The organism is Pseudoalteromonas byunsanensis (assembly GCF_001854475.1).
GTDB classification, from domain to species: domain Bacteria; phylum Pseudomonadota; class Gammaproteobacteria; order Enterobacterales; family Alteromonadaceae; genus Pseudoalteromonas; species Pseudoalteromonas byunsanensis.
The window spans coordinates 350,534-365,429 of the sequence record NZ_MNAN01000034.1 but is presented as its reverse complement, the minus strand read 5'-3'; the positions used below and the strand labels follow the sequence as shown (position 1 = coordinate 365,429).

Genomic DNA, 14,896 nt, shown 5'->3' with positions numbered 1-14,896 from the left:
CGCCATCAACATATTTGAATTTAATGCACAATTCCTTGTGGCTGAGCGGCGCTAACTGGTTTATTAAGTTGCATAGATAACCAAGTCTCTACATCACTGCGAAGCGAAGCAACGCTGTCTGGACCTGACTGATCAGCATAAAACCAAAGACCTGTTGGCATTGGAGGCGTAACGTTACTACCACAGGTAAATTGGTTCGCGGCATACATGATTGCGCCTGAGCTGCCATATTCGAAATGACTGTCTGAGTATCCACCGTAGCCTCTGGCTTTTACTCTAGCATTTGAATCTAGTGTAAAGTGGTACACTTCATTGGGTTGTAGCAAGAAAGGGCTCACATCTGAAGAGTCAAAGCGAGCGCGCATGGTACTGTTCACCGTGGCTTCGTTGCCAGATCGTGTGATCATGCCCGCGATGTTAGTAATGAGATCGCTGGCCAGTTGGCCATCTAGTAAGCTGCCCGGGTTATCACTAACAATTGCTGCTGTGATGCCAAGTGCAGCTTTGAGTGCGCCAAGTACTGAGTTGATATCCCAGCCAGTGTTATAACTCATCGCTGCACCGCCAGCTTTGTTAAATAGCACCACTTCAGGTGCGCCACCTGGTAAATCTACTGCGAATTTAGCTCCATCACCAGAGTGTGAATTAGTGGCTTTTGACCAGATCTTCTTCGCTTGCCCCGTTACATTAAAACGAGCGGCATAAGTACCACGAACCTCTAAGTTACCAGAACAAGAGTTACTTTGGTTGCAGTCATAGCCATTGGTGTCAGCACACAGCATTTTTACATAAAATTCGCTGGAGTTATGATTAATACTCGAGTCATAGCCGTATACTTTGTGTTTAGACCACCTTTCACCATCTCCAGAGTGAAATGCACCGTAAGCCGTGGTTTTAAAATCCAATTTATGCTTAGAAAGGCCACTGTTGTCGCTGGAATAGTCACTCCAGTTGCTTGGAGTGGCTGGATAATTGGTAACGACGTGTCCAGAGCCGGTCTGTGGGGTGATCATCTGGCATGCACATTGAGAGCGTGAGCCACCAACCGGAAGCTTGTTAAGTAAGTCTTTTAACTCAGCATAAACTTCACCTGATAAGGTCTTATCGTACTCCAAAACAGACAGGCCCTTACGTTTTGGTGCCGCATGTTCGCTGTACCAAGTATCGTAAAGCTGAGGAGACTGTTGGTTGAGAAATTCAGGCAGCGTTAGCGCCCTATTGCTTGCCAGCCATTGATCAAAAAGTGCAGGTTTGTATTGCGCAAGATATCTGGTGAATAGGTAGTTATCTTCAGGTGATGCTTCTGCCATGGCTTGTGACCAGAGGTCTAAAACATTCTTATCTAGTGCTTGGACTTGAGCTAGGACTTCTGCGTCTCGGTGATCACGGACTAATAAATCGATATAGCGGTTTAACTGGTACTCTTCATCATTGTCTGCAATGAATTCAAGCAGTGACAGCGAGTCAGTTGACCAGTTTGATATGGCTCGCCAAGTGGTTTCGCTCACTGTTGTGGGCGTCATTTGCCCAAATTCTTGAGTTACTTGTTTAGTTTGTGTGGTGTCAGCGGTCACTGTAGAGCTTGCATAAGCAAAAGTAGCGCTGCCAAGCAGTGCAGTGCAGGCAAAGTTTGCCAGTACTTTAGCATTTAAAATAGTATGTTTCATTTTGCGTATTCCTTTATCAATGTTAAGCACAGTGAATAATGTGCGCTCTGATGATGAAGCGCTTTTGATACGCAAAAAAGGAAGTTGCGGGGTCAGATAGGGGTAATTTGGGTAAATCATTCAATTAGACTGGCGTAGCAAGGAGAATAAGCAAAGACGATGGTTAAGGTAGGTAAATAAAATTATATTTATCATAACATTATATGTATTTTTACCCAGTTTTACCCATTTGCCCCGTATCTTTGTGTGCATAGGTATTTTCTTTAAGGCAGTATTTTTTGACCCTGACGAAGACCGTCATTATGAATTAACCTTCGTCTACGATGGAGCTGCAAAAAAAAGGAAACAAATCATGAAGCAATTTATTCTATTATGTTCACTATTAACGGTTGGTTCTGTGTATGCACATAACTTTCAAATAGCCAAAGATGTCGTGCTTAGTGAAAGCGCTACATGCCCAAAAAATCAGACCGTCTTACTTGGCAAAATGAGCTTATCAACGGGCACCTTCAAGTATTTGAATAGTGAAGGAAGTAATGTTTGCAACGCGCTTAATAGCAAAGCACTTAGCACTAACTCTATGACACCCATGCTTGATTGTGGCCAGTTTGATGATTGGCGATTAGCTTACGAAATGGGCAATAGAATGTGTCAGTCTTTGCTCAATAACATGAACAGCTTTAGCCATATAATCAATGCTGACATGCGTGTATTTACTCGTTTTGAAGGGCCTTATGAATTTAAAGGTGATTTGCATCACCAACGATATGAAGCAAACATGGGTGTAACCCTTGCGTGCTATATGTGTGATGTAAGTCGCTAATAGCACCTAGCGGATCCTTTGTGCTTAGGGGCTTCGGTCCCTTTTTTATCTAATTAGAAATGACTGCATTTAGCCACAATTAAGGGCTATTTTTTCTAATTTACTTACTTTGTTTTGTAGCTCTTTCAATTGTGGATAGTCAGTATCACATTGCTCGATGACGTGATTTGCGGTTGAGATGATATTTCTCCAACGCGGTTTCTTGGGGAGTGTTTTCGTACTCAGGTAGCGCTCAAAAGTTCTCACTCTTAGGCGCCCATCATCAATATTTACTTTCCACACTTTACTTTGTTCAGCGAGTTCTATCCTTGTCCTGCCGCTGCTGTGTTCCCATATGTTCAAGGCAAGAGTCATAATTTCTACCATTAAGACACGGGATTGATAGTCATCCAAGTGCGCTATGTTTTCATTGGATGCAACTTCACCATCACCAGAAAATGACAATTTGACAGTCTTGCTCTTAAAATACACAACAGTGATTAACACACCACCAAAAAAGGCAAAGCACACAAAAGCGATAAACCAATAGTGGTTTTGTGATGCTGTAGTCGTGTTGAATACATTGGCTTTTTTTAATCGGAACTGGTAGAGGCTTTCGCTTTGAGAGCGACTACTTTTGAGCATGTTATTATAATTTTGTAATGTATCGATGGCATCACGGTAGCGTTCAGTTTGTTGTTGAGATTGTATGAGTGCGATGTAGAACAACTCTGTTAATTGACTATTTTGTTGGTTATGGGCACTGAGACCTTGCTTTAGAATGACTTGCGCCGCATCATGCTCTCCTTCCAATTGTTTAAGTTTTGCCTCTATTAACAAAGCACGTTGGTCTATATTGCTACTTTGTATTAATTGGCGAGTGCGTTTTTGAGCGTTTAGCCAATGCGCGGCTTGTTCAGTATTATTTTGAGCAATCGCAATTTCCGCTAACAGCAAATAAGCTCTGGATACCTGTGCGTGAGCGCCACTTTCATTTAGGGGAGCAACAAGGTCATGAATAAGAGTCTGAGCCTTTTCAAGTTGCCTTTTTTTCAAGAAAACTTCCCCAAGACTTAGCAACGAGTGGTTTGCTTTTGTTATATCGCCAGCTTGTTGATGTAACACATGGGCTTGGCGAAAAGAGAGTATTGCGTCATCTAGCTGGTTTATATCTCTTGAGACGTTTCCTAAATTATTTAATGTAATAGCCTGACGGTGTGTGTCGTTAAGTTGTTTAGCTAACTGGTAACTTCTCAAAAACAACGTCAGCGCAGTATCTAAATCTCCTAGGGCTTGGTAAACATTGGCCAGATCATTTGCCGACTTGCCGATCAGCCTAAGATCATCTTGTTGCTCTGCAATGAGCTGAGCTTCATGAAAGTATTCAAGCGCTTGAATATAGTTGCGCTGACGGTAAGCATTTATGCCTTTTTGCCGAATGACACTGTATTTTTGAGGACTCTTTAAGTCTTGCTCAAGTAAGGTGTCTAGCACTTGGTTGGCAAGCTTTAGGTCCCCAGCTTTTCGATATAGCTCAACCAATTCGAGTGATGCTTTAAACGCACTAATTCCCTTAGGTGGTAGCGTTTGAATAACACGTTTACAAGTCAAAATATCTCCTGTGACATTAGCATCTCCCTGAGGCTGACAAATGCTGGCCCAGAGTGATACGTGATTTAACATCAACAGTAGCGAAAACAGACGACAACGAAACATTAAATAGCAGTAAAAATTAAACACAATATTTACATGTTAATATAATATATACATTATGTCTTAACTGATTTTCTCCAATAAGTTTGAGTAGCAATTGGAGTATTGCCTTGATATTGGGGTGTATGCACTGCAAGTTTGCTGGATATGAGCTATTTTTAAGCAAATGAAAGGCTTGAGCTTGTGTGCTATGAAACATAGTTATTGGTGGGTATGCATTTATTGTGTGGCTTTTTCTTGTGCAAGTATTGCAGCAACAGAAGAACCTCGTGTGCTTAAAATCTATCATGATTCTGATTATTCAAACCACTACGCTTCAGCGCTTGCCATGAAAATGGGTTTAGCCACAGCTCTAGCACAAGTTAACAATCAAGTTCAGGGATATCAGCTGCAAATAGTTGAAAAAAATCATCGTGGCAATAGTAATCGTAGTTTTCTACATATGCGTCAGTATCTGAATGACCCTGATGCATTGGCAGTACTTGGCGGGTTGCATTCGCCACCCTACATTAAATATCGAGAATATATAAATGAAAGAGGTGTGCTATTGCTTGTTCCATGGGCTGCTGGAAGCCCCATCACGCGTTACCCTAAAGCTGAAAATTGGGTTTTTAGACTGTCAATAGATGACAGTAAAGCAGGATATACCTTGGTAGAACATGCCAAACAGAGCTTACATTGTAAGAATATGCAGCTATTACTTGAAAATACTCCATGGGGAAAATCAAATGAAAAAACCATGCGTGCCGCGATGGGTCCCAATTCGATGGCAGGAGTGACGTGGTTTAATTGGAATACACAATATGCCAGTGCCAGAATTATTATTCGCGATATTGTGCAAAGCGAGGCTGATTGTATTTTATTTGTCGGCAATGCGCCTGAAGGTAAGCATTTTGTCAATGCAATGGCGAGTTTAGAGGGCGTGGATAAATTACCGATCATTAGCCACTGGGGGATTACGGGAGGAGCGTTTTTTCCAGCAGTGAAGGAGTCGCTCAATCGTGGTTTGATATTGCACTTTATCCAAAGTTGTTTCTCGTTAAGGGATTATCAATATCATACCTTTGCGAAGGAGGTTGTAACATTGGCTCAGCGTTTATTTCCTGAGCATTTAGAGTTCCCCGAACGGCTGGCGGCGCCGACAGGATTTGTACATAGCTATGACCTAGGGAAATTATTACTTCAAGGGCTGCAACAGGTTACGGTCAGCAATGATATGGTGAGCAACAGAAAGCAGCTTCGAGCTGTATTGGAACGGTTGGACAATTCGGTCGTTGGTCTAATAAAAACTTACAAAAACCCTTTTTCTGTGTGGTCCTCGGATAATCAAGATGCACATGAAGCATTGGGAAAAGATGATGTTTGCATGGCCAAATATGAACACGATGGCGGAGTTACATTACTGCCTAGAAGAGACAAGGTAGTAGGCAATGAAGCAGTCAATGATTAAATTATTGAGATTGTCGTCCGATAACGCATTCTACGCATTTCTTGCGATGAGTTTGTTGTTATCGGTGGTGATTAGTGTATTTCTCGTTGGGCAGCGTGCCAGTAATTCAGTCACTGAACTGCAAACTAACACCAGCAGAGCGCATGCAGAGCTTACGAAAAACTATTTACAGCAGTTTCTTGTAACTAGGGAACAAATATTGCGAGACCTTGTGCGTCACCCAATTATTATTCAAGGTGTAATGGGAAGTGATCACTCACGCGCATCATTGTCTGATTTTCTAGCCACTTATCATCTGTTAGGTCAAAAAGAACACATAACAATTGTGAATATGCTTGGTGATGAAGTATATAACAGTGATGTGAGTGCTTCATCAATCAGTACAAACCCGAGCTGGTTACAGCAGGTGTTAAGTTCTGAGAGTAAGACAGCGATTTTACTGCATAAAGTAGATGATAAAGAGCACTTTATAATATCGGTACCCATTTTATACAATGGATTTACAGAAGGTGCGTTGATTGCTCAATTCAACACAAGTTTAGACGTGCTTTTGGCCAACACCTTAAAAAATGACAATATAGCTGTTTCACTTGAAGGACAGTGGTTTTCTTTTGATAACTCAGACTCAAACAGTAATTACATGAGTATCGAGACAAGCACGATAGGCAAAACCGGAATTTCCTTTGAATATTTTATTAAAACTAGTTGGTTAGACGATAACATATCCTCATTTCAGCGTGATATAGCTTGGGGGATAGCGATAAGCTTGGCTATTTCGACAGGAATGTTGTTACTGTTCGGTCGTCAATTATTATTAAACCCATATCGGCGTTTAGAAAAGTCAGAACAACAAGCCAAAGCGAATGAATCAAGATATAAGTTAGCTATTCAAGGCAGCCATGATGGCTTGTGGGACTGGGATCTGGAACACCAACAGATATATTTTGCTCCTAGATTTAGAGAGCTACTTGGCTACGATAAAGATGATACAGACGGCTTCCCAAACGACTTAGAGGCATTTGCATCCCACGTCCATGAAAAAGACCGCTTAACAATGCGAAAAGAGCTAAGTTACCACTTCAAATATAACAAACCTTTTGATATTGAACTTAGAATACGTGCGTATGGTGGAGAAATGCGCTTTTTTAGGGCAAAAGGTGTGGCATTAAAGGGCAAGGATGGCCGAGCAATTAGAATGGCAGGGTCGCTGACGGATATAACGGAGCAACGTGTTTATCAAAGTGCTTTGAAATCCGCAAAAGAGCACAATGATATGCTCGCGGAGGCAATAGAGTCCTGTACCGTGGGCATATCTATTTCTGATGCAACACATCCCGACTTCCCTCTGGTATTTATTAACCGAGCATTTTGTGAAATGACGGGTTATGACAAAAGAGTATTAGGGACGAATTGCCGCTTTTTGCAAGGTGAAGAGACATCTCGTGAAGTGGTTGCGCAGATGCGTCAGGCTCTAAAGGAGAAAAAGAAGCTTTCAGTAAAACTGATTAATTATAGGCGCAGTGGTGAAGCATTTTGGAATAGTCTGGAGTTATCACCTGTGTTTGACAAAGCTGGAGAGCTCAAAGCATATGTTGGCATTCAGCAGGATATAACTGATTGGGTTCACTCAAGAGAAGCGTTACAAGAGGCAAAAATTGCGGCTGAGCAGGCCAGTTTAGTTAAAAGTGAGTTTTTGGCGTCAATGAGTCATGAGATCAGAACACCAATGAACGGTGTACTTGGCATGCTCAACTTACTTTTAAATAGTGAGTTAAGTGAAGAACAAATTCACCGAGCAACGATAGCACAAAATAGTGCGACTTCTTTGTTATCTTTAATCAATGACATATTAGATTTTTCAAAGGTGGATGCGGGTAAGCTTGAACTTGAAGAACTGGAATATGACCTAAGGAGTATGCTGGGGGATTTTGCGGAATCAGTAGCAATTCAAGCACAGAGTAAAGGACTAGAACTGGTACTTGATACCACCTATGTGAATGAGTCTTTAGTTCGAGGAGACCCTGGTCGTTTAAGACAAATTCTGACTAACTTGGTGGGTAATGCTATCAAGTTTACTGATGAGGGTGAAGTGGTGATCTCTGCGACTCTAAAAGATCATGGTCAGGAGCACTTGCAATTTGAGTGTGTGGTAAGAGACACCGGTATTGGTATTGCGAAATGTGAACAGGGCAAACTGTTTCAGTCTTTTACGCAGGTTGATGCATCAACTACGCGCAAATATGGCGGTACTGGCTTAGGCTTAGCGATAGTCAAAAAGCTATGTGAATTAATGGGGGGAACTGTACAGGTACAAAGTACTCCAAAACAGGGCAGTCAGTTTGCTTTTAACGTGCTCATGCGCAGGAGTCGTGAGTCAGAACTTGTTCAGCCTACCGTTAAAATTTCAGACCTACAGGTGCTAGTGGTTGACGACAATGATACAAATCGGACTGTACTGAGCAAGCAGCTTGAATATTGGGGAGCGCAGGTTCGTAGTGTGTCGTGCGCTCAACAGGCACTGGAACAGTGCCATGAATTGGCACAAACACATCAATGTTATTTTGATATCGCCTTTATTGATATGCAAATGCCACAGATGGACGGCATTGCGCTTGGGAAAATGATTCGCGAACATGCGGCATATGACACTATGCAACTGGTCATGATGACGCCAATGGGCTTTCGCTGGAAAGTAGAACATTTTGCTAAACTGGGGTTTGCTACATATTTCCCTAAACCTTTTACTACCTCGGATCTAATAACCGCGCTGGCAGCTTTGAATAGTGACAAGCGTATCAAAAATTCAGCAATGACACGCTACATAAAAGGGGGGAAAAGTAGTCCGCAGACGGACGATGACACCAATAAGTGGGATGAATCAATCCGTATCTTGCTAGCAGAAGATAATCAAGTTAATCAAATAGTTGCGACCAGTATGCTGAAAAAAATAGGCTTGAAAATTGTAGATATTGCAGCAGATGGTAAGGAAGTACTCAGTTTACTAGAGCAACGCCAAGAAGAAGATCGCTACACATTGTTGCTTATGGACTGCCAGATGCCAGAGCTTGACGGATATGAGACAACTAAATTAATAAGAAGTGGTGAGGCTGGAGAATATTATGCCAATATTACTATTATCGCTATGACTGCAAATGCAATGGTCGGTGATAGAACAAAATGCCTAGAAGCTGGTATGGATGATTATATTGCCAAGCCCATCGTACAGAACGTGCTTGTTGAAAAGCTTTTACAATGGTTACCACATCAACAAAACTAGCGTTGGCTCTGGCTCACAAAGGTGAGGCGTGTAATACTGTATAAAAAAACAGTTTTGGTGTGCGAGTGCAAAAACAACTTCCTGAAAAATACTATTTGGATCATTACAACGAGTTTGTCGAGTTTATTATATTAAGCAATGGTCATTTGTTATCGGCGCAGGATAAGCTCACGTTGGAGCGTATTGAAAAACTTACTGAATATGAGCGTTGTTTGTTGGTTCGGCTATTAAATAGAAAGTCTAAGTTTGTGGCTTATGACTCTCTCAATTACGCTGAGATAAGCAATTTAGAGCTCGCATTAGCGGGCTTACGCGATAATCAGTTTATTAGCGATGTTACCGAACAAGACTACCATACATGGTTAGATGTATTGACTAAAACCGAGCTTCAAGACATTAGCCTACATACGCAATTAAGTGGTTACCCAGCACGCAGTGCTAAAAAGTCGGTTTGGCTGGACTTTGTGCGTCAATATGTTGAATTTGCTAATATTGAGCAGCATATTGTTTTAAATAGATACTTATGTGTAGAGATAGCACCATTATTTGATTACCTATTATTTTTGTTTTTTAATCGTCTAGAAACAAACCTGTCGCAGTTTTCCATGCGAGATTTAGGTGTGATGAAGACTCACTCAGAGGTTAATCCCGCAAGCTACTTTGGTGACTATCAACAGGCACAGTGTGCCTTTGAATATGCGCAACTTTATAAATCTCTCGGTGATATAACCCAAGAGCGCGCAAGAGATTTGTGTTCTACTTTACTCAACCGCAAGTTTGACTTTGAACTACATGAGCAGGCCAGCTATCGCCAAGACAAGTTGTTTTATAAACTCGCCTGTTTGTTAGAAAAGCAAAACCCACAGCAATCAGTGCGACTACTGGCGCGGTGTAGCAGCAGTAAAGCTCACGAAAAGCGCCTTCGTTTGATGTTCTCACTCCAAGAGCGTGAGCAATGTCGCGAGCAACTTGAAGCTATTCTGGGCGAACCAAATGATGAGTCTCTTTTGTTATTTGCAAAAGATTTCTTGCTACGAAAGTTTCAGCAAAAACGCACCTCGATTTTAACTGATTTGCTGCGTGAAAATGTTGATGAAATTGCGCTGGATGAAGCCTACAAAGGCCGTACAGAGCAAGGTGTGATAGCTTATTATGCTCACCACGGTATCCGCAGTTGGCATACTGAAAATCAATTATGGCTAGCACTGTTTAGTATTGTTTTTTGGCGGGAGCTATTCGAACATGAATTATCCATGGCTGTAAACGAATTTGAGCGATACCCACAACTACTAAAATTTAATCGTTTCTATGACGTGCTTGCGCAGGATATTGAATACAAGCTAGAGCAAATCAATCAAGCTTCGTGTTTTAAAAGCTGGTTGCTAAAGCAAATGACTCGTTACTTTAATCAGCAAAATTCGTTGTTTGTTTGGCATGATGAACTGGTAGAACAATTACTTATATTGGCAGAATCAGCACCGTTAAGTGCTTTAATTTCGTTGTTGCGCGCTATGAGTCAAGACTTTAAAAACTTAAAGGATGGATATCCCGATCTGATGGTGCTTGAAGGTAACACATTGCGTTTTGAGGAAATTAAAGCACCGGGAGATTCTCTTAGACGTAATCAATTGGTGTCAATAAATAGGCTTACACAGTGCGGGTTCGATGTAAAAGTACAGCGAACCCGATGGCAGTTTGACCCAAATCAAGCGTATGTGGTGGTGGATATTGAAACAACCGGAGGTAAGAATCAGTTTGACCGCATTACAGAAATAGCGTTGGTACGTATTGAAGGAGGAGAAATCGTTTCGACATGGCAAAGCCTAGTGAATCCCAAACGTTCAATTCCAAAATATATAACCCAATTGACAGCAATAGATAATACCATGGTAGCCGATGCGCCTGAGTTTTCAGATATTGCCAATAAGGTCGCGGCTGTTTGTGAAAAAGCAATTTTCGTTGCCCATAACGTGAACTTTGACATGGGGTTTTTAAAACAGGAATTTCAAAGAGTGGGTATGACATTTAGTAAACCTAAACTTTGCACAGTACAATTGGCTAGAAAATATCTCCCTGGGCACAGCTCTTACTCGCTAGGAAAACTATGTGCTGCCTTAGGTATTGAACTAAAGCAACATCACAGAGCTTTAGAAGATGCCCTAGCAGCGGCGAAATTATTGTTGTTAGTTAATAGCGTTCGACAGGTAGAAGAGACGCAATTATAGGCTGAGTTGGCTGCACGCTTTGAATATTTAGTTTTTAGCAACTAGAGTTAAGCTTAGTGGTTAGCAAAGCGGTGAGAGAGTATTGCGAATACTGTTAGTATTTCTGATGTTGTGCTTCAGCTTTGGGTCTGATGCCCGCGTTGTAAATCCTGTTGGTATAATGAATGAGGCGGAAGATTACCTGTTGGTTAATCCAGCCCAATCCATTGTGCTACTCGAAAATATGGGTAAACCTGAAGAGCTTCCCGAGCACTTGTTTATACGTTGGCACATAATCGCGATGCGTGCCTCTGTGCCTACCAATCAAATGTCGCGTTTGATTGACTCCTTAAAAGCGGTGTTTAGTGCGCGACAAAGTCCCCATTTTAGAAGCCAAATCACCACCATTTTAAGTGCACTAGGTATTTGGTTACGCAGAGAGCAGTATTACAGCGACGCGCAAACCTCTTTGGATTGTTCATATAAGTACGCACAAAATGATCGACAGCGTTTAACGTTAACTAATAGCTTGGCTTTGGTGGCTAGAGAGCAGGGAAATCACTCAAAAGCACGTGCATTATATGCTCGCTCTCGCATTTTGGCTGAGCAATTACAACAAACACCAGTACTGGCTATGATAGAGAATAATCTTGGTGCTTTGGCACTGGATGAAGGAAAGGTTGATGAGGCCGAGCGCTTATTCCGACAGGCTCTCAATGATTATCAGGAAGTTGATAAGCGCTCAGGAAAAATTTCAGCAGGTATTAACTTGTTGCTGGTATTTTTGATCAAGGAGCAAACAATGAATTACCAGCGTCTGATTGGCCCAACGTCTAGATTGACATCAATCTTCCCTAACCAGTCAAAACAGGCATTGTTGTCATGGTTGCAGGCGCGATTTGAACAACTACAGGGTAGTTCGCCCGACGATAAACTAAAACTGTCTTTAACAGTGGCGTATGAGGAATTGGAAAGTGATACGGTACGAGCTTGGGTACATAAGTATTTAGCGCCAAAACTTGAAGTTGAGGTTACACGTCCTTTGCTTCCTGTGAAAAAGTCATTCGATGAAGAGTGGTTTAAGGCAGTCAAAGTATGTGATTGGGAATAGAGGTCATTTTTGTATACCTGAGAGTTCCTTTTTTAAGATAAAATCAAATCTATTTGATACCTTTTGAGTTTGTTTTGCCAACATTTTCTCTTAATTTGACTTGTTTGGGTCTGTCGTACGGGCTGTCGGTGTGTTCATGGTTGCTGATTGCTATATTGGCCGTGTGGTTTACCCACAATGACATAACCTATGCACTTAGCATTGCAATCTATTTTGTGACTATCAATGTATTGTTCTTATCACTATTTTGGCTAGACAAGCAACGCGCTGTCGCATCAACGAGGCGTGTGAGTGAAAGCAAATTGTTAGCCATATCATGGTTTGCTGGCAATATGACGATGTTCATCGCACAAAAGTGGTTTCGTCACAAATGCCAGAAGTGGCAGTTTAATTCAAAGCTTTTACTACTGAGCTTTGTGCAAACGGTTTTTATGCTCTGGCTGAGCTATCGGTTTTTAATCCAATAACTCAGGTGCATACTCGTCAAGTAGTGACCAGCGCTTAACTGTTTTCTGGCTGCCCTGACCTAATATCCAGTAGCGATAATTGGCGTCAACTTGACCGTTGGCATGTTGTATATCCAGCCAAGCATTGAGGTAATTTAGAAGGTCATAATTACGTTTGGCCACCGCAAACCCAGTTGGGTATTTGCTTATTTCCCCTTGTGGTACAACTACCCCAAACTCGGGGTAGAACATGCTCCATGCAAAGCCTGCTTCAGCGCTTATCACCAGCGCGTCATATCTATCTGGGTCTGCGAAATAGGCTTTAAGGTTAGGCAGTTGTTTGAACTCTATACTTGGGTAGTTTTTGGCGACCTGATGCAATAAAGGCGCATATTCAACATGAGCAATGGTTAAAGTTTGTTGTGCAATGTCTTTTATTGTTGAAAATCTGTCTAGTTGGTGATCTCTGGCAAGCAGCGCCAGTTGTAGCTGCAATACTTGATCACTAAAGCGCACTTTGGTTAGGTCTGCCACATTGATTTCAAGGCCAGACATAGCTACATCAAAAAAGCCTTTGTTCAGATATTCATTTAGCTGATGCTTTTTGAATGGGATAAACTCAACGTTTACGTTTAAGTCTGACGCTAAACGGTGTGCAAGACTGATGTCAAAACCCACGAGTTCATTTTTCTGATTAAAGTAACTAAACGGGACGTTATCAATAAGATAGCCAACCCTAAGTAAATTGCGCTTTTTAATCACATCAATATTAGTTAATGACAGTTCGCCACTTTGGTAAGCCTTAGGGACATATCCTAAAACGTGCGCAGGAACTTTATCGGCAATCACCATATTGGCAATTACTTCATCTGCGGCCTGTGAGTTTTTAGCAAGGTAGCTGTTTAATGTAAAGCTTGCCAGCATAAATGCGGGTAATAGGGCGCTGAACAAGGTCAAGTAATATACTGAACGTAACCGTTTTAGATGCAACTGTTTACGGCAATAGAAGATACTTAAAAAAACAAAAGCGAAAATATATACCACAGTAGTCGGTGATACCACCTTGGCGGTCAATACCGACATTGATAAATAAAGTTGGTAGCTATCGGCTGGTATTTTTAAGCTATCGAGCATAAATGGAATTGCGAGGTGAACATTCGCAAAGTAACTCAACATTGCAGATAGGGTGACATTTGGAATATCGGTTAAGCTAATAGGGTTACCAGTGAGCCAGCCCGCAAACATAACAAAAATAAGCGTGGTAAGCTTGCCAAGGCTTGGGAAAGTGTACGCAATAGGTACTAGCACTTCGGCAATATGATCGGCCTGCTCATCGGCCTTTTTAATGGTGCGCAAGTGTTCTTTTATGCCCTCGGTGATCACAGGAAGGACAATAAACACATTACCTGTACTAAATGCTGTTATCCAAGCATTGCGCATCACTAAGATTAAGGCGCGGTATTTGATGGGCGTAAGCGCCGCAACCAACATCGGAAGTAGCACTAGCATTAAGTACAAACCAAGGCATAGTACTAACACCCAGTATACTTGCAAATTGTTTAGCTCTTCTACACTGAGTGTACCTGCTGTGCTTGCTGTCATAGCAAAAATACCAATGGGAAAAATGGAAATTACTTTTTTCGAGATAACCGTTAAACCTTGGCCAATGACATCAAGAAATTCCAGTACAGTATTTTTGCGTTTGTTCGCGATGAGCGCCATACCTAAAGCAATACAAAAAATAACAATAGCAGGTACATTGCCCTCGGCTAAGGACGCGAAAGGGTTTGCTGGAATATACTGCTGCGCAAAATCAATATTATTGGTCGGTGCAATTAGCGCTGGGGAGAAAAACGTTCCAGCATCATGTTGGGGTAGCGTAAAGGTAAAACACCAAATTGCAAAAAGGCCTACACCCCACAAGCAGATCATGACCGTGGCAGCTTTAAGCAGAATGCTGCGTACTTGTTCAGGGTTAAACTTACCTAAACCGACAATCAGGCTGACCACGATATAGGGAAATATGGTGATCTGCATTAGCTTAACGAAACCAGCGCCCAGAGGCTGCAAAAATGCTACTCGTTCACCAAAAATAAGGCCGGTTGCTACGCCTAATATGAGCGCCCACAACATCCAATTGCGGTTTTTTAGAAATTCTAACAGAGTGTTCATAGTCGATATTAATTTTGCTTATTGTATTGATAAGCATAATAGAAAACAAAAAGA

Annotated in this window: 9 protein-coding genes; 6 read left to right on the top strand and 3 right to left on the bottom strand. The window is 41.7% G+C overall.

Annotated elements, in window-relative coordinates:
- Positions 1 to 20: 20 nt before the first annotated feature.
- A complete protein-coding gene (locus tag BIW53_RS15860; RefSeq protein WP_070993004.1) occupies positions 21 to 1,667 on the bottom strand; it encodes a hypothetical protein in 1,647 nt (548 codons plus the stop codon).
- Between the two features lie 352 nt (positions 1,668 to 2,019).
- Here BIW53_RS15860 and BIW53_RS15855 point away from each other — a divergent pair, with 352 nt between their 5' ends.
- Positions 2,020 to 2,490, top strand: a complete 471-nt coding sequence (locus tag BIW53_RS15855; protein ID WP_139158867.1) for a hypothetical protein — start codon at positions 2,020 to 2,022, stop codon at positions 2,488 to 2,490.
- 69 nt (positions 2,491 to 2,559) lie between these two features.
- On the opposite strand, the gene BIW53_RS15850 is transcribed toward BIW53_RS15855, so the two are convergent.
- A complete protein-coding gene (locus BIW53_RS15850; RefSeq protein ID WP_245699451.1) occupies positions 2,560 to 4,080 on the bottom strand; it encodes a tetratricopeptide repeat protein in 1,521 nt (506 codons plus the stop codon).
- Between the two features lie 328 nt (positions 4,081 to 4,408).
- Between BIW53_RS15850 and BIW53_RS15845 the strand changes: the two genes are divergently transcribed.
- From BIW53_RS15845 to BIW53_RS15825, 5 genes are all read left to right on the top strand, one after another.
- Entirely contained in the window at positions 4,409 to 5,632 is a 1,224-nt protein-coding gene (locus BIW53_RS15845; protein ID WP_245699449.1) for an ABC transporter substrate-binding protein, read from the top strand.
- Complete coding sequence (locus BIW53_RS15840) at positions 5,613 to 8,909, top strand: PAS domain-containing hybrid sensor histidine kinase/response regulator (protein ID WP_084228197.1); 3,297 nt, start codon at positions 5,613 to 5,615, stop codon at positions 8,907 to 8,909. Before BIW53_RS15845 ends, BIW53_RS15840 begins: the two co-directional genes overlap by 20 nt.
- 65 nt (positions 8,910 to 8,974) lie before the next feature.
- Positions 8,975 to 11,134, top strand: a complete 2,160-nt coding sequence (locus BIW53_RS15835) for an exonuclease domain-containing protein (RefSeq protein WP_070993001.1) — start codon at positions 8,975 to 8,977, stop codon at positions 11,132 to 11,134.
- A 160-nt stretch (positions 11,135 to 11,294) separates the two neighbouring features.
- The gene (locus BIW53_RS15830; protein WP_245699447.1) at positions 11,295 to 12,224 is read left to right on the top strand and encodes a tetratricopeptide repeat protein; all 930 of its coding nucleotides are present in this window, start codon (positions 11,295 to 11,297) and stop codon (positions 12,222 to 12,224) included.
- Positions 12,225 to 12,298: 74 nt separating this feature from the next.
- Positions 12,299 to 12,691 (top strand): DUF1294 domain-containing protein, encoded by a 393-nt coding sequence (locus tag BIW53_RS15825; protein ID WP_175442156.1) that lies wholly within the window; start codon positions 12,299 to 12,301, stop codon positions 12,689 to 12,691.
- Here BIW53_RS15825 and BIW53_RS15820 read toward each other — a convergent pair.
- Positions 12,680 to 14,842 (bottom strand): cation:dicarboxylate symporter family transporter, encoded by a 2,163-nt coding sequence (locus BIW53_RS15820; protein WP_070992999.1) that lies wholly within the window; start codon positions 14,840 to 14,842, stop codon positions 12,680 to 12,682. The genes BIW53_RS15825 and BIW53_RS15820 overlap by 12 nt on opposite strands.
- Between the last annotated feature and the right edge of the window lie 54 nt (positions 14,843 to 14,896).

What these genes read in the sequence shown, in the direction of transcription:
- BIW53_RS15860 (WP_070993004.1), bottom strand. Translation starts at nt 1,667, where the DNA reads ATGAAACATACTATTTTAAATGCTAAAGTACTGGCAAACTTTGCCTGC.
- BIW53_RS15855 (WP_139158867.1), top strand. Translation starts at nt 2,020, where the DNA reads ATGAAGCAATTTATTCTATTATGTTCACTATTAACGGTTGGTTCTGTG.
- BIW53_RS15840 (WP_084228197.1), top strand. Translation starts at nt 5,613, where the DNA reads ATGAAGCAGTCAATGATTAAATTATTGAGATTGTCGTCCGATAACGCA.
- BIW53_RS15830 (WP_245699447.1), top strand. Translation starts at nt 11,295, where the DNA reads ATGAATGAGGCGGAAGATTACCTGTTGGTTAATCCAGCCCAATCCATT.
- BIW53_RS15820 (WP_070992999.1), bottom strand. Translation starts at nt 14,842, where the DNA reads ATGAACACTCTGTTAGAATTTCTAAAAAACCGCAATTGGATGTTGTGG.